The organism is Sphingobium baderi, assembly GCF_001456115.1.
In the GTDB taxonomy this organism is placed as follows: domain Bacteria; phylum Pseudomonadota; class Alphaproteobacteria; order Sphingomonadales; family Sphingomonadaceae; genus Sphingobium; species Sphingobium baderi_A.
This window is the reverse complement of sequence record NZ_CP013264.1, coordinates 2,313,498-2,328,084: the sequence shown is the minus strand read 5'-3', so window position 1 is coordinate 2,328,084 and position 14,587 is coordinate 2,313,498. Positions and strand designations below refer to the sequence as shown.

Genomic DNA, 14,587 nt, shown 5'->3' with positions numbered 1-14,587 from the left:
GCTTGCGCCGCCGGGCTCCCGGTATCCCGCTCAGAACGGGATGTCATCGTCGTCGATGAACTTGCCGTCTTCGTTCTGGGTCTGCTTTGCCCGGCTGAGGAAGTCCACCGTCTCGGCGATGATCTCGCAGCCGTAGCGCTCAACGCCCTGCTGATCGGTCCACTTGGTGTAGTGGATGCGGCCGCGAACCAGAACCTTCATGCCCTTCTCGCAATGCTGCTGGATCGTCTTACCGAGGCCGTTGAAGGCGGTGATCCGGTGCCATTCGGTGTCCTGGACGCGATAGCCGTCCTTGTCTCGGACAACCTTGCCTTCCGAGTAGCGGGGGCGCGAGGTGGCCAGCGTGAAGTGGGTGATCGAGGTGCCGCTCTGGGTGTTGCGGGTTTCGGGGTCCTGGCCGATGTTGCCGGCAAGAATGACGATGTTCTGCATTGTAAGTCTCCGTTGCTTCTCGAAGGGACCATCCCTCCGACGAGACCCGGCCAAGGCCGTCGGGAGACGCCAGCAAGTGCCGCCTTGGCGGCACCTCGCCCTTAAGGCCCGGAGTGGAGCGGGCAGCCGCGCTTGCGCGGCAACACGGTCCGGAGCCGCGGGGGTTGCGGTCGGAAACCGAACGGACTTAGGGGATCAGTCAGTCGGAGGGATTGGCGCCTCGGAAAGCTCACACCGGGGACGCACAGCAGAACCGTTCGTCCTTCCCGGCAACGAGGGCACTACAGGCCCCGATATGAAACCCGCATCAGAGCGGGGTGCGCGCCGCCGGGATCGCCGTCACGAGCCGCAGCACGCCGCCAGTCGGAAGGCGAGCCGGGACCAGGACGAAACGGCTATTGGGCTCGAGGATGTATGGCGTTGTTCCACCCCGTCGGCCGAAGGTGCGATCTAGTGAATTGCAGGGCTGGAGAGCATGAAGGTGTTCGCGGACGCCACGACACGGAGGGGAACGAAGCAGAGAGTGGCGACCTTGCTAAGGCTGGGAGGGTATCAGCCGATGACCGACTTCCACAGCGGGGCCAATCGGAGCGAAGACCCTGGCCCTTACAGCGCCGGTGGCGCCATTCCTCAGAGCAGGATGCCGGAAGCCCAACAGTGCAAACCGGCGCAGATTTTTTTGTGACGAGCGGCGATTCGCGATCGCATCAGCGAGACAGGACGCCTGTACCGAGCGCATTGAGATTGAGCATCGCCGCTATGCCGATGAAGAGACCGCCGGCGCCGCCGAGCAGGTTCAGCATAATCGTCGAGTCGACGAAATTCTTCGTGACGCCATGCACGAGCGCATAACCGGCGATCATCGCCGGCACCGCGAATACGGCGAGGGCGATAAGCCCCAAGGCCGGGTTCTTGGCAAAGCCTACGACGGCGATGACCAGCGCCACGGATAGCAGCGCCGCGCCGAGGGCGGCGAGCGCCGACAGCAGGAAGCCGGCCTCCATTCCATAGACATATTGAAAGGCCGTCAGCCCGACCATGAACGGCAAGGCGTAGATGGCAAAGTTGTAGGCGATGACGCAAAGCGCGATCGTCAGGGAGATGGCAAGCAGGATGAGGGTCACGGCAGCCTCCGCATGAACGATTGAGGATCACCACAGGCTGCCGGATAATACGCTCCGCCTGCGACTATGCCAGTTCGCCGTTGCTGCAAATATTCTTCAAGAAAGCCATCAACCTCGTGTTCAGTCAAGTAGAGGCGGCTGGCAGGCCGCCGAGCGGCGGCGCTTTACGCGCCGCCGTCGAACTTCATGACTGGAATGCCGAGCTTGCGCGCCTTATCCGCAAGGTTCTCCTGAATCCCGGTGCCGGGGAAGACCAGGACGCCGACCGGCAGGACATCGAGCATGGCGTCGTTGCGCTTGAAGGGCGCGGCCTTGGCGTGCTTCGTCCAGTCGGGCTTGAAGGCGACCTGCGGCACCTTGCGACTGTCAGCCCAGCGGGAGGCGATCAGTTCGGCGCCCTTCGGCGAGCCGCCGTGCAGGAGCACCATGTCCGTGTGCTTGGCATGAACCTGATCGAGCTTCGTCCAGATCAGGTTGTGATCGTTGAAGTCCGCACCGCCCGTGACGGCGACTCTGGGACCGGCGGGCAGCAGCACCTCGGTCTCGGTCCGGCGCTTAGCGGCGAGGAAATCGCGGCTGTCGATCATTGCCGAGGTGAGGTTGCGATGGTTGACCATCGAACCGCTGCGCGGCCGCCAGGGCGTGCCGGTGTGGTGCTCGAAGGCGTCCGCCGAGAGGTCGCGGAAGAGTTCCATGCTGTTGCGCCGTTCGACCAGGGTCTGTCCCTCCGCCGTGAGGCGTTCGAGTTCGACGCTCTTGACCTCGCTGCCATCCTGTTCCCGCTGAAGGCGGCGCTGCCCCTGCTCGTTGTCGTCGAGTTCGCGTTCGACCCGGTCGGCGGCGCGATGGAAGAGATTGACCGTCGACCAGAGGAGATCGTCGAGATCGGGTTCGAGGCGGGTGTCGCCGAGCGTCGAGACGAGGGCGTCGAAGATGTCTGCGACGGCTGCGGCGACGGCGTTGCCCTCCGGTAGCGGACGCGGATCGGGTTCGTCCTGGAAAGCGCGGTAGCCATAGAGCTGGAGTTCGGTGAGGACGTGATCGGTGGGGGATGAGGTGTGGAACGGCTCGAAGCCTGCGTCATCGTCTTCGTTCATCATCGGGAGCATCCTTCGTCTGGAGACCGCGCCCATCGCGGCCTTCGCAGGCGTCGAAGCTCACGGGCGGGACGGCCTGGCAGCCCTCGTGCTCCCGCGAGGGCCTTGATGGCCAAGCCGGCTATTTTGCTTCGCGATGCAAAGGCGGGGCTTGCCCCGCCGGCGGAAAATAGCCGAAAGCGCAGCGCCATTGCCCGGCTGGCCCGTTTGTGAGCCGATCGCCCCCTCAGAAGGCCGTGGGCGCCCTCTCCGACGCGGGAAGGGTGTTCCCGATGATGACTGGAGACGGCAGGCGGAGCCTTTCAGTGCTTTGCCCCATCCCCCGCCGATCCTCTCACCCCTCCATGAACCGGCTGACGTCCACGGGATGAAGCTGATCCTTCAGGGCCGCCCGGAGGGCATCGACGCCGCGCCAGCGCAGATCCTCGTTGAAGTCCTCGCGCGCTGGCGACATCGCAACCGCTTCGATCCCGACGCTCGCAGCTCGGGCGATCAGGCTGTCTCTCGCGCCGTCCCCAGCCGGATCACGATCGCGAAGGACATAGAGCCTGCGTAGCGTCGCCGGGAACAGGATGGCGGCGAGGTGTGCGGCCGAGAGCGCCGCCAGCATCGGCATGTGCGGCAGAACCTGACGGGGCGACAGCACGGTCTCGATGCCCTCTCCGGCGACCAGCACATCGCCGGCAACGCCAAAGCGGACGCCGTGTCCGAGAAGGTCGCCCATCGCCCGCCTCGGCGTTTCGACAGGCGCCTTGCCCGAGCCGTCCGGGGCGAGCCAGGTGCGGTGCGCGCCGGTCTGTCGCCCGTCAAGGTCGGTGACGGACGCGATCATCGCCGGCCAGATCTCCGTGGGCGAAGGCTCGTCGGGCCGGTAATAGCACCGGGGATGGTAGCGCAGTGCGGTGCCGCCGATGAGCGACGTGATTGCCCGCCCGCTGAGGTAGGTCGCCGCGAGCGTGCCGGGGATCGGCTGCGACATGGCGAACAGCCGCCGCGACGCTTCGGGCGAACCGACGGCAATGCTCGATGTCCTGCCGGTCGGTGTCCCTGTCTGTTCCGGCGAGGGATGCGGGAGACTGAGGAAACGGCGCGCTTCCTCGGCCACATCCTTGAAATCGACGAGGCCAAGCGCCTCGCGGATGATGTCGAGCAGATCGCCATGGTCGCCGGTGGCGGCGTCGGTCCATTTCCCGGCCGGACCTTTGGGGGTGTCCCTGAGCCGGACATAGAGGGAGCGGCCGGGGCTGTTCTGCGCGTCCCCGACCTGCCAGTAATTGCCTGCCCTCCGACCGGAGGACAGGTATTCGCGGCAGACCGCCTCGGCCTCGCGGCCGAGGCGATGCGCCAGTTCTGAGGCGTGACGCGAAGCCATTTATGCGGCCTCCCGTTCGCCGATGCGTTCGACCGGCCAGCGGTCGAAGAGCTTGCCGATGATTACCGGCCCCTGAGCATCCACCGGCACGAAGAAGCGCAGCTTCCACGAGATGATCTCGTGATAGAGGCCATAGGCCGTGAGGCGCTGGCGCATCGTGTCGGTGAAGCCGGTGAGTTCGATGCGCAGCGCGCCCATGACGCGGACCCGGCGAAGCTGAAGGCCCTCGGCGAGATCGAGGATCGTCTTTCCGTCCATAAGGGCGGTGAAGGCATCCTCCGGCGTGATCGACGCGACGCCGGTCGCGGTCGCGTGGGCGACCCAGGCAGGCGAAACGCGGCGGCCGATGATCCGCTCGCCAGCATCGGTCTGGAGCCGATAGACGCGGGTGGATTCGTTCGGCAACCGCTTCCAGATAGGCAACAGGAGACCTGTCACCATATGCAGGGTGCTGTCGGAAAACTCCGGCACCTCGGCAATCTCGGCATTCCAGGCAGAGGCGAAGGCGTCCCGGTCGGCTTCGACCCAATGGGTCTCGGGCATGGTCTTGACCGGGATGTTGTGCGCTTCCATCGGCCGGATCAGCCGGACACGGCGCTCGATCTCGCCATCGTCCAGCATGACGCTGGTGGTCGGAACCTGCACGGCGGCGCGGCCCGACCGCTCGTTGACCAACAGGACCGCGCGCGGATCGTCCAGGTTGCCTATGGCCTCCGCCAGCGTGACCGGATGGTTGCGCTTGCGCTCGGTGATGGTCAGCAGGCGGGTCTGGGCGCCGGTGCGCGGGTGCGTATAGATCGTCTGGCGGTCGGTGACGACAAAGCTCTCCGCTCGCAGCGTCTCCAGCCCGGCGTCATAGGTGCCCGACGCGATGGCGCCCTCGATGCGCGCCGTCAGAAGTTGCTCGAAGGCGGTGAACAGCACGCCCTGAAGCTCAATCGTCAAGGCCAGCAGCCGGTTCAGGAAGGTCGTGATGGCTGGGAGGTCATCCTTGATGCCGTTGGAGTCCATCAGCTTCAAGCCGGTGGCGCTCTCAAAGCGGTCGAGCGAGCATCCCTCGACCTTACCGCGCACCAGCAGGAGATAGAGCTGGCGCAGCGCGTCGCGTGCGTAATGGGACTCCAGGTTGTCTTCCGGTCTGAACAGTCCCTGACCGCCGGTCTGTCGCTGGCCGCGCGTGATCGCGCCCAGGGTGTCGAGACGGCGGGCGATGGTCGAGAGGAAGCGCTTTTCGGCTTTGACGTTCGTGGTGATCGGCCGGAACAGGGGCGCTTGCTTCTGGTTGGTCCGGTGCGTTCGGCCAAGCCCCTGGATCGCAGTATCGGCCTTCCATCCGGCTTCGAGCAGGTAATGGACGCGCAACCGCGTGTTCCGGGCCGACAGTTCGGCATGATAGCTGCGGCCTGTGCCGCCGGCGTCGGAGAACACCAGAACCTGCTTGCCGTCGTCCATGAACGCTTGGGTTTCGGCCAGGTTGGCCGAAGCTGCGCGGTTTTCGACGACAAGGCGATCAACAGTGACGCCCTTGCCAGCCTTGCGGATGATGCGCCGCGACCGGCCCGTCACTTCAGCCACGGTATCGGTGCCGAAATGCTGGATGAGCTGGTCCAGCGCACCGGGGACCGGCGGCAGGCTGGCGAGCTTTGCGATCAGTTCGTCGCGGCGGGCGACCGCTTCACGGCTTTCGACGGGCTGGCCGTCGCGCATGACGGGCCGCGACGACATATTGCCCTCCGAGTCGGTGAACGGCTCGTAGAGCTGCACCGGGAAAGAATGGGCAAGGTAGTCCAGGACATATTCCCTCGGGGTGATGTCCACGCGGACGTCGTTCCATTCCTCGGTCGGCAGCTCGGCCAGCCGGCGTTCCATAAGCGCCTCGCCGGTCGAGACGATCTGGATGACGGCCGAATGGCCCGCCTCCAGATCGGCTGCGATGGAGCGGAGCAGCGTCGGGGTTTTCATGCTGGTCAGGAGGTGGCCGAAAAACCGCTGCTTGGCCGACTCGAAGGCCGAGCGCGCGGCGGATTTCGCCTGCCGATTCAGGGTGCCGGTGCTGCCGGTGATATTGGCCGCTTCCATCGCCGCATCCAGATTGTTGTGAATGATGGCGAAGGCCCCGGCATAGGCATCGTAGATGCGGGTCTGTTCCGGGGTCAGCTCATGCTCGACCAGCTCGTATTCGACGCCGGCGAAGGACAGCGACCGGGCGGTGTAGAGGCCGAGGGCGCGCATGTCGCGGGCCAGAACCTCCATCGCCGCGACGCCGCCGCCCTCGATGGCCTCGACGAATTCGGCCCGCGTGGCGAACGGGAAATCCTCGCCGCCCCAAAGGCCAAGGCGCTGGGCATAGGCGAGGTTGTGGACCGTAGTGGCGCCGGTCGCGGAGACATAGACGATGCGGGCATCCGGCAGGGCGTGCTGGAGGCGAAGCCCGGCTCGGCCCTGCTGGCTGGCGGCGACATCGCCCCGTTCTCCCTTGCCGCCTGCGGCGTTCTGCATCGAATGCGCCTCGTCGAAGATGATCACTCCATCGAAATCCTCGCCCAACCATTCGACGATCTGCTTGACGCGGGAAACCCTATCGCCGCGGTCGTCGGAGCGTAGCGTGGCATAGGTCGTGAACAGGATGCCTTCGGGCAGCGTCACGGGCTTGCCCTGCGGGAAGCGCGACAGCGGCGTAACCAGGAGGCGCTCCATGCCGAGCGCAGACCAGTCGCGTTGTGCGTCTTCCAGCAATTTGTCGGATTTGGAGATCCAGACGGCCTTCCGGCGGCCCTGCATCCAGTTGTCGAGGATGATGGCGGCGGATTCCCGACCCTTGCCGACGCCGGTGCCGTCACCGACGAAGAAGCCTTGCCGGAAGCGGACGGCGTTCTTGGCGTCCTCGGCCGCCGCGCTGACCACATCGCAGGTCTCGTCGACGGTCCAGGCCCCGGCGAGATGGTCGGCATGGGCCTGGCCGGCATAGATGACGGTCTCAAGCTGCGCGTCGGACAGAAGACCGAGAATGATCCTCGGCAGATGCGGCCGGTAGTTGGGCTTCGGCGGGGCGACGCTCGCCATCGCCGCCGACTGGACGAGCTGGGTTGGATGAGGCTGGGCGCCGGGAATACGGATGACCTGAAGCGCGTATTCCTCATAGATGGCGTCGGTGATGTGGCCGCCCTCGGCCGGCTGCCAATCGACGATCTCATAGTCGAGCGGTGCGGCTTCCGGTTCGGTCTGCGGCGCCGGGCGGGCGGCTTTCGCCGTGGCGGCGATATAGCCGCGCACGGTGCGAGGCGTAGGCGCTGCGGCAACCGGAACAACGACTGAAGGATCGACAGGCTGACGCGCGGGCAGGCTCGCGCCGATCCAGACCATCAGTGTGGCGGCATCCGGTGCGGCGCCGGGAGAGGTCGGGAAGACTGCCGGATCGTCGGCGGGCAGCTTGTCGATGACGGTGATCCGGGTATCGATCGTCGTGCCATGCTTGGCATAGACAGAACCATCGACTGCGGCGGAGAAGACCACGCGACCGCGCTCCTGCAGCCGGACGAAGGCCGGGGTCCAGGCAGGATTATCGGGGGCGAAGCTCGCGCCGGTGATCGTCACCAGCCGCCCGCCGGGCGCAAGGCGCGCAAGCGCCGAAGCGACGTGGCGGAAGGCGGCATCGGCGACGCGGCCCTGGACATTCGCCAGCGCCGAGAACGGCGGGTTCATCAGCACCACGGACGGGACCAGGGCGGGATCGAGGTGATCGTCGATCTGCGCCGCGTCGAAACGCGCGACGGACAAGGCGGGAAAGAGGGAAGTAAGAAGACCGGCGCGCATCTCGGCCAGCTCGTTGAGGACGAGCGCGCCGCCAGCGATCTCGGCCAGGATGGCGAGCAGTCCGGTCCCGGCCGAGGGTTCCAGAACCCGGTCGGCGGGCGTGATGGCGGCCGCGGTCGCCGCTGCCAGCCCCAGCGGGATCGGGGTGGAGAATTGCTGGAAGGTCTGCGCCTCCTCCGAGCGGCGTGTATGGGTCGGCAGCAGCCCGGCGATCCGCGTCAGCAGCGGCAGGCTATCGGCTGGCGAACCGGCTTTACGCAAAAGCGCCTTTCCGTACTTGCGCAGGAACAGGACGATCGCGGCCTCGCAGGCGTCATAGGCGGTTTTCCAGTCCCAGGCGCCAGCGGTATCGGACGCGCCGAAGGCGGTTTCCATCGCGCTGCGAAGCGTGGCGGCGTCGATGCGCTGGCCGCGCTCGAGGTGAGGCAGAAGAAGACCTGCCGCCGAAAAGACGGACGTGGCGGCATGGCTGTCGGGGACAAGCGGAAGCGGCCCGGCGACCGATGCCGCCGCAGATGCGGAAATCATGTTCATGGAGGAGACCTCGGGAGAGCAGGACAGGATTGACCCGCGCAGCGCTCTCTCTCGACCGCACAGGCTCAAACCCGTCCCGGCCTCCTCTGACTCTCGAAAGGTGGGCCGTGGCTGGCATGCAAAAAGCGCCCTGCCGAATGGCAGGACGCTTGCCTGGTTCAGCCGAAGCGACGGCCCGTTGCCGTGAACGTGTATTCGTTGGCGGCGATGACCTCATCGACGGCCTCGTCCGTGGTGAGATATTCGTGTTCACGTTCGAGCTGCCGATAGAGCCAACGGGCCAGGTCGCGCAGCGCCTCGGCCACGGCGTCTTCCGCATCGGCCGTCATATCCTGATAGGTTGGACTGTCGCGCTCGACCGAGATCGTCATGCAGTATTCGTGGTAGTAGTGACCGCGATGGCTCGCCTCGGCGCGAAGCTGGTAGAAATTACGCCGCTGGACCGCCTGAAGTGCATCGGCGATGCGGTGCAGTTCGGCGTCTTGCGGCGCGTGTTCCCTGATCCGGCGCGGGGCGTTTTTCCGGTAGGAATAGAAGGTCTCGAAGCAGGCGCCGTCGCCCTGGCTCCAGAACCCCCGAAACCAGATGCAGGGCTTCTGCCGGGAGCCGACGCCGTTGAGCCGCATGCTGCGGGTTTTCAGCCGAAGGCCGAGGATTTCCGCGATCTGTTGGAAATCCTCGTAAACGGCATCATACCAGTCGTAGTCGAAGCCGCCTTCGCGATACCAATCGCGGGCCTTCTCCTTGGCGGCGTCAGCAAGCTCGTCGAGCTGATAGACCGTGGTTTCGATGACCTTACTCATCTGAGCCGCCTCCATCGAGAACCTGGGCGAGCCAGCCATCGGTGTAGGTCCATGCCACCGTCTCGCCGGTGGCGAGGTCGAGGACATGAGCGCCGCCGCCGAAACCGTCGAGGCGTGGCCGCGAGCAGGTGTTGGCGTATTGGAAGCCCCAGAGACCACTGAGGCGGAACTCGGTCGCGCAGATCTTCACGAACCGGAGCAGACGCTCGGGATCGCCTGTCTGGTCATCGCGCATCCAAAGCCGGGCACCCCCGTGCTCCGGCTGGATCGATAGGAGAAACCCCTCGGACGGCGGTTCGTCGGAAGCGCCTTCCTCCGAAAGCTTGTTGTAGAGGTCAAGCGCTCGGGCGGCATTATCGGGCGTGCCGACGTCAAGCAGGCACGAGAAATGGGTAAAGTAGTTGGCCATGTCAGGCTCCTGAAACGAGAAAGCCCGGCGCGATGGCCGGGCGAGGTTCAAGGGATGGACGCGGTGCGGAAGCGTCAGAGGCGGAACTGCGCCACAAGCCGCTGGGCATCGGCATGGTGGCGCAGCATGTCGCGATAGAACCGCTTTCGCGCGCCCCGCAGTGCGGGATCGCGCCGGGCCGATAAAGCCAGCTTGCAGCGCGCGGCGCGGATTACGGCGCGCTGGCTGTCCCAGACCAGGATGTCGAGGCGCAGGTAGGTCGCATACATCGCCACCACCTAGACGTTGATGCGTTCGCACAGAGCGTCGATACGAGTCGGATCGAGGCCGGTATGCGCGCCGTCATTGGTGACGATGTTTTCGAGCGCAGGTTCGAGATCGCCGCGCCCAAGGGCGAGCTGGAGGAGGCGCAGCCCCGCCAGCAAGGCGTCGCGCTCCTGGGCGGTGACGCCGATGTTCAGGAAGGCCTCTACGGCTTCACCGTCTTCGAGGAGGCGAACGCCGCTATGCTCGTCGATCTCGTAATCGTCGAACTCCTGCACATAGCCGGTGGGGAGCCATGCGCCTTCGTAATGAACGCTCCGGACGAGACTTCGCGCCTCTTCGGGCGTGTCGGCCTCTAGGACGGTTTCGTAATAGACGAAGGCGTCGTGGCCTTTGCTGACGACGAATTTCGGCATGGGAAAACTCCATAGGTGAGAACCCGGCGAAGCGAAGCGCCGGGTCGGATGGGTGGAAATCGGGGGATGGGATCAGGCGGCCTGTGGCAGCCGGAGCAGATCGGCGGCGGCCTCGCGCCAGAAGGGGTCGACCAGGCGTGCTTCGAGCAGGCCTGCTTGGTGGCGATGATTGCGGGCAGCACGCTGCTCGCCCCGGCCGGAGGCGGCGAAAGCCAGTCCGCGCAGGCGGCTGGCTTCGGTCACGATCCGGCGGGCCTCGCCGTCGCTGGCGACGGGCTGTTGCCAGAGAATGATCCCGGCGCGGATTTCGCCGGCCAGAACCAGATTCTGATCGTTATCCTGGATGACGGCGAAGCGTGGATGAAAGCGCAGCGTCTTATCTTGTCTCACGCCAATGCCGCCGCGCCTGACCGAAACGGCCGCGAAGCTGGTGGCGTTCTCCAGCGACGGGCGGTCGCCGAGAAAGACGCTGCGGTCGAAGCTGTCGGCCTCGTCGGTACCGACATAGCGGGCCGTGCCGATGCAGGTGATGCGCAGCGGCAGCTTCGCGGCAAGGCGCAGCCGGGGCAGGATCTGATGCGCGAGGATGTCGCCGACCGGGGCGAAGGTGGTTTGAGGTGCAAGGGCCATCGCAGGATGCTCCAGGACGGGCGCCGGGAGCTCTCTCTCCGGCAACCAACCCGTCACGGAAAACCCGTCCGCACTCTCACTCTCCCTTGTCGGGGCATGAGCCGGCGCCGCTGCCGGCGATGAGCGGTAGCGCAGCGCTGAAGGCCCGGACGCGATCTTGCGCTCCGAGCCGTCGGGGTGAGGCGCTGTCGCGCCTCAGCCGAATGGATCAAGTTCCAGCCTGACCATTTCTTCGTCGCCATCGAATTCGTCGGCGGGCATGGCGCCGTGAGTGCCGTCCCCGGCCTGGAAGACGATGATCGAAACCATCAGCGTGGTGGCTAGGCTTGCGGCGAAGGCGGTGGCATTTGCATAGGACATGGTTCCGGCTCCTGTCTTGGGAGGCGGGGGACCATCCCCCGCGCGACAGGCGCCCGAAGTGTCTGACCGGCTCTGCAATCACCCTCGGGCGTTCGGACCTTTTCCGAATCCCCGAAGGCGGCACGCGCGCGTAAGCCGACCCCTTGCGGGTTGATTGACAAGGAGACGGATCGGACCAAGGTTTGCGAATGGAAGCGGGATGGTGTCCGGCATCAGACAGCAGCCGGATCATCAATCTAGAGGGATGCCATTGCCCCGCACTTCCCGCCTAATGGTGAAGCGAAGATGTTTGAGGGTCTGAGCTGTCCGGGCACGAGCTTGGCCCGCTATGGCGTTGCATGGCGCCGAGGTCCACCGGTCGAATTGATGAGAATACTATGAGCGGCCGGTTGCGTCAGGATGGAATTCATACGCGCTCGAAGCTTTGATGCGGCCTCTTGTTGAGGTGAAACCATGAGCAGAAATGCACTTTTGCGGGCAACGATGAAGACGAACGAGAGCAGCCGATCATCCTGGCGTATGGCGATGGCGGTTATCGGGGCGGCCTTCGGGGTTTGGACGAAGTCCGACACACCGAATCAACGAAGCGATCGACGCTCATGATGAGTGGCTATGTGACGGGTAAGTCCGCCAATGTCGGTGGAGAGCGACGGCGTTATACGGTCATTGAGAAGCCCGATGGGTGGTGCGTAAGCCTGAACGGGATGACAACAGGGGCGTTTCCGAACCGGGCCGCGGCTGCAACGGTGGCGAGGAGCCTCCAGCACCAAGCCGATAACCTCAATCACGTCTATGAGCGGAAATCCCACTGAGAGGGGAACCGGCTACCGCCATTTGACGGCCGGCTGGTAGATAAATGTCGGAGGTGGGAGTTCCCTGAAAATGAAAAAAGGCCCGACGACGGATCGCCGGGCCTTGAAGCTGAAAATGAAGACGGCGGGGCGGCTTCGACCGCCCGCCGGGGTTTGGCGTCATTCCGCGGCGATCATCGCTGGCGCCTCGGCTTCCGGGTCTTCGGCGGTTTCCTCGTCCTCGTCCTCACAGGCAAGGAAGGCTGGGAGCGCAGTCTCGGCCTCGCCTTCCGAGGTATCGGATGTGGTCGGCTCGTCATGGTCGATCAGGCGCAGCGGCTCCGGTAGCCAGCCACTGTCGGCCAGCAGGCGTTCGGCCTCCTTGGCCATGTCGCCCTTCTTCAAGTGGTCGATGAGCTGGGCCGCGCGTTCGCCCGCGCCTTCGCGGACGGCCGCAAGAATGCGGGGCTTGGTGACGCGGCCGAGATAGTTCTCGACCGTGGGTCGGAAGCCGACGTCCACCATGTCGAGGCCGGTGGCGCGGGCCAGTCGATCGGCCTCTGCCATACGCCGGTCGAGGCCCGACTGCGACACGCCGCTGCCGCTGTAGGGATTCGGCCGTTCATAGAGGGCGTTGATCCCATAGCTGACGCAATGCGCGAGCAGCGCCATGCGGCTGGCGTCGTCGAGCACGGCGAGCCAGTCCCACAGCGCATCCTCATCGGCTGGTAGGTCAGCCTTCCAGTCCTCATGCCGCTGGATGACGGACTTGGCATAGGCCGTCTCGGCGAGATCCTTGCCCTGTTCGCGGAAGAAGACGTGATTGACGGACGCCTGCAGGCTGGCGCCGGAGGTGGCCGTCCGCTGGAAGGTGTCGCGCACGAGCTTGTGCAGCAAGGCGGTAAACGCGACCTGGGGATTGGCGCCCACGGCATCGCGGAGCGCCAGGGTGCGGTGCGCAGTCAGCTCGGTAACGAGCCGTTCGGGCAGCGGCTTGATGACGTCTTCCTCGTCGTCATCCTCCGGTTCGGCCGACTGGCCGCCGATGGTGATGACGGCGCGCTGAACGGTGCCGGATGCCGCGACTTCGGTACCGGTGGCTTCGGCCTCGCCGTCGGGGTCCTCGACGCCGACCGGCGTCTCGTCCTCCGGGCGCACATAGCCGCGATCGACGACGGGCTCGCCATTGCGGTCGACGCTGATGAAGACGCCGCCACGCGCGATGTCGGCCGGATCGTAGATGACCGGGCGCTTCTCGAAGGCTTCGAGCGCCGTCTCGATCTCGCCGAGACGCTGGTCGATCTCGTCCGGCAGCTCATCGGCTTCCGAGTATTCAGCCTCGATCCGTTCGTATTCCTCACGCAGGGCTTCTCGGGCCGCGCGCTCGTCATCGTTCAGATCGACGAGGGTGAAGTCGAGCGCCCGCAGCCCCTGATCGTAGCCATAGGGCAGATCGGTATCGACGGTGATCCACTTCCAGCCCTCGGCGGCGATTTCCTCGGCGAGGGTCTTGAGCTTCTCCGCGACCAGGCGGTCGAGAAGCGCGGGGTCCTGAAGCCAGCCGCCTCTATCGGTCTGGAAGAGATCGCGCAGCACGCTGCCGCCCGCCTGCTCATAGGTTTCGATGCCGATGAACAGGGCGCGCTTGTCGGTGGCCGGCACCGTGGTTTCAGTGAGCAACTGGCGAATATACCAGGGTTGGCGATTGTGGGAGGTCTGGACCGTCTCCCAGACCTGCTCCTGGCGGGCATGGTCGGGATTGACGGTGAAGGCCATCAGCTCTTCGAGCTTCATGCCGTCCTCGGCATAGATGCCGAGGAGCGTGGGCGAGACAGAGGCCAGACGCAGGCGCTGCTTCACAACCTGCGCGGTCGTGAAGAAGGCGGCAGCGATCTCCTCCTCGCTCATGCCCTTGCGGCGCATGTCGTAGAAGGCCCGGAACTGATCGAGAGGATGCAGCGGCACGCGCTGGGTGTTTTCGGCGAGGCTGTCGTCCTCGGCGAGAATCGACGTCGAGGGATCACGCACGACGCAGGGCACAGGCGCGGTCCTGGCGAGACGCTTCTGCTTCACGAGGATGGCGAGCGCCTGATAGCGGCGACCGCCGGCGGGAACTTCATACATGTCGGTCTCATCGCCCCTGGCGTCGAGGACCGGGCGGACATTGAGGCTCTGGAGGAGCGTGCCTCGGCGGGCGATGTCCTCGGCCAGTTCCTCGACCGAGACGCCGGCCTTGACACGTCGGACGTTGGATTGGCTGAGCACGAGCTTGTTGAAGGGGATGTCGCGGGAAGGCGACAGGATGATTTTCTGGGCGGCAGTAGCCATCGTGGTAGTCTCCGCGACGGGCGCCGAGAGCCTCTCTCTCGACCCGAACCCGTCACGAAAATCCCCACCTCCCTCTCACTCTGCTGGTCAGGCCTATCGTCTAGCCAGGGGCGAGAACGGAACGGCGATGTTCAGGGCGCCCAGAAACCCGAAAGCCCGGAAAGCCGCAGAAGCGGCTTTGCGCCTCTGCAGATTGGAGGAGATCCCGGCTGAG

General features: G+C 65.4%; 12 protein-coding genes. All 12 read right to left on the bottom strand.

Annotated features, from left to right (window positions below; genetic code table 11):
• Window positions 1-30: 30 nt before the first annotated feature.
• Window positions 31-432, bottom strand: coding sequence for a single-stranded DNA-binding protein (locus tag ATN00_RS11460; RefSeq protein ID WP_003167746.1), 402 nt, complete (start codon window positions 430-432; stop codon window positions 31-33).
• Window positions 433-1,139: 707 nt separating this feature from the next.
• Window positions 1,140-1,556 carry a hypothetical protein gene (locus tag ATN00_RS11450; protein WP_003167748.1) on the bottom strand — a complete coding sequence of 139 codons (417 nt, stop codon included), beginning with the start codon at window positions 1,554-1,556 and terminating at the stop codon, window positions 1,140-1,142.
• A 164-nt stretch (window positions 1,557-1,720) separates the two neighbouring features.
• Entirely contained in the window at window positions 1,721-2,653 is a 933-nt protein-coding gene (locus ATN00_RS11445) for a DUF2493 domain-containing protein (RefSeq protein WP_035284205.1), read from the bottom strand.
• A 334-nt stretch (window positions 2,654-2,987) separates the two neighbouring features.
• Window positions 2,988-4,025 (bottom strand): DUF7146 domain-containing protein, encoded by a 1,038-nt coding sequence (locus ATN00_RS11440; RefSeq protein WP_003167750.1) that lies wholly within the window; start codon window positions 4,023-4,025, stop codon window positions 2,988-2,990.
• Window positions 4,026-8,372, bottom strand: coding sequence for a bifunctional class I SAM-dependent methyltransferase/DEAD/DEAH box helicase (locus ATN00_RS11435; RefSeq protein WP_003167751.1), 4,347 nt, complete (start codon window positions 8,370-8,372; stop codon window positions 4,026-4,028).
• Between the two features lie 158 nt (window positions 8,373-8,530).
• Window positions 8,531-9,175, bottom strand: coding sequence for a hypothetical protein (locus tag ATN00_RS11430; RefSeq protein ID WP_035284194.1), 645 nt, complete (start codon window positions 9,173-9,175; stop codon window positions 8,531-8,533).
• Window positions 9,168-9,584: a hypothetical protein gene (locus ATN00_RS11425; protein WP_003167753.1), complete on the bottom strand. Its 417-nt coding sequence runs from the start codon at window positions 9,582-9,584 to the stop codon at window positions 9,168-9,170. Before ATN00_RS11425 ends, ATN00_RS11430 begins: the two co-directional genes overlap by 8 nt.
• Before the next feature lie 74 nt (window positions 9,585-9,658).
• The gene (locus tag ATN00_RS11420; protein ID WP_035284207.1) at window positions 9,659-9,853 is read right to left on the bottom strand and encodes a hypothetical protein; all 195 of its coding nucleotides are present in this window, start codon (window positions 9,851-9,853) and stop codon (window positions 9,659-9,661) included.
• Between the two features lie 9 nt (window positions 9,854-9,862).
• Window positions 9,863-10,264 carry a hypothetical protein gene (locus ATN00_RS11415; RefSeq protein WP_003167755.1) on the bottom strand — a complete coding sequence of 134 codons (402 nt, stop codon included), beginning with the start codon at window positions 10,262-10,264 and terminating at the stop codon, window positions 9,863-9,865.
• Window positions 10,265-10,336: 72 nt separating this feature from the next.
• Window positions 10,337-10,894 carry a hypothetical protein gene (locus ATN00_RS11410; RefSeq protein ID WP_062064756.1) on the bottom strand — a complete coding sequence of 186 codons (558 nt, stop codon included), beginning with the start codon at window positions 10,892-10,894 and terminating at the stop codon, window positions 10,337-10,339.
• A gap of 195 nt (window positions 10,895-11,089) precedes the next feature.
• Window positions 11,090-11,254: a hypothetical protein gene (locus ATN00_RS23695; RefSeq protein ID WP_003167757.1), complete on the bottom strand. Its 165-nt coding sequence runs from the start codon at window positions 11,252-11,254 to the stop codon at window positions 11,090-11,092.
• 971 nt (window positions 11,255-12,225) lie between these two features.
• Complete coding sequence (locus ATN00_RS11405) at window positions 12,226-14,373, bottom strand: ParB/RepB/Spo0J family partition protein (RefSeq protein WP_003167758.1); 2,148 nt, start codon at window positions 14,371-14,373, stop codon at window positions 12,226-12,228.
• Between the last annotated feature and the right edge of the window lie 214 nt (window positions 14,374-14,587).

Excerpts from the sequence above, each read along its gene's own strand:
- ATN00_RS11460 (WP_003167746.1), bottom strand. The coding sequence starts at position 432 with ATGCAGAACATCGTCATTCTTGCCGGCAACATCGGCCAGGACCCCGAA.
- ATN00_RS11445 (WP_035284205.1), bottom strand. The coding sequence starts at position 2,653 with ATGAACGAAGACGATGACGCAGGCTTCGAGCCGTTCCACACCTCATCC.
- ATN00_RS11440 (WP_003167750.1), bottom strand. The coding sequence starts at position 4,025 with ATGGCTTCGCGTCACGCCTCAGAACTGGCGCATCGCCTCGGCCGCGAG.
- ATN00_RS11435 (WP_003167751.1), bottom strand. The coding sequence starts at position 8,372 with ATGAACATGATTTCCGCATCTGCGGCGGCATCGGTCGCCGGGCCGCTT.
- ATN00_RS11430 (WP_035284194.1), bottom strand. The coding sequence starts at position 9,175 with ATGAGTAAGGTCATCGAAACCACGGTCTATCAGCTCGACGAGCTTGCT.
- ATN00_RS11425 (WP_003167753.1), bottom strand. The coding sequence starts at position 9,584 with ATGGCCAACTACTTTACCCATTTCTCGTGCCTGCTTGACGTCGGCACG.
- ATN00_RS11420 (WP_035284207.1), bottom strand. The coding sequence starts at position 9,853 with ATGTATGCGACCTACCTGCGCCTCGACATCCTGGTCTGGGACAGCCAG.
- ATN00_RS11415 (WP_003167755.1), bottom strand. The coding sequence starts at position 10,264 with ATGCCGAAATTCGTCGTCAGCAAAGGCCACGACGCCTTCGTCTATTAC.
- ATN00_RS11410 (WP_062064756.1), bottom strand. The coding sequence starts at position 10,894 with ATGGCCCTTGCACCTCAAACCACCTTCGCCCCGGTCGGCGACATCCTC.
- ATN00_RS23695 (WP_003167757.1), bottom strand. The coding sequence starts at position 11,254 with ATGTCCTATGCAAATGCCACCGCCTTCGCCGCAAGCCTAGCCACCACG.
- ATN00_RS11405 (WP_003167758.1), bottom strand. The coding sequence starts at position 14,373 with ATGGCTACTGCCGCCCAGAAAATCATCCTGTCGCCTTCCCGCGACATC.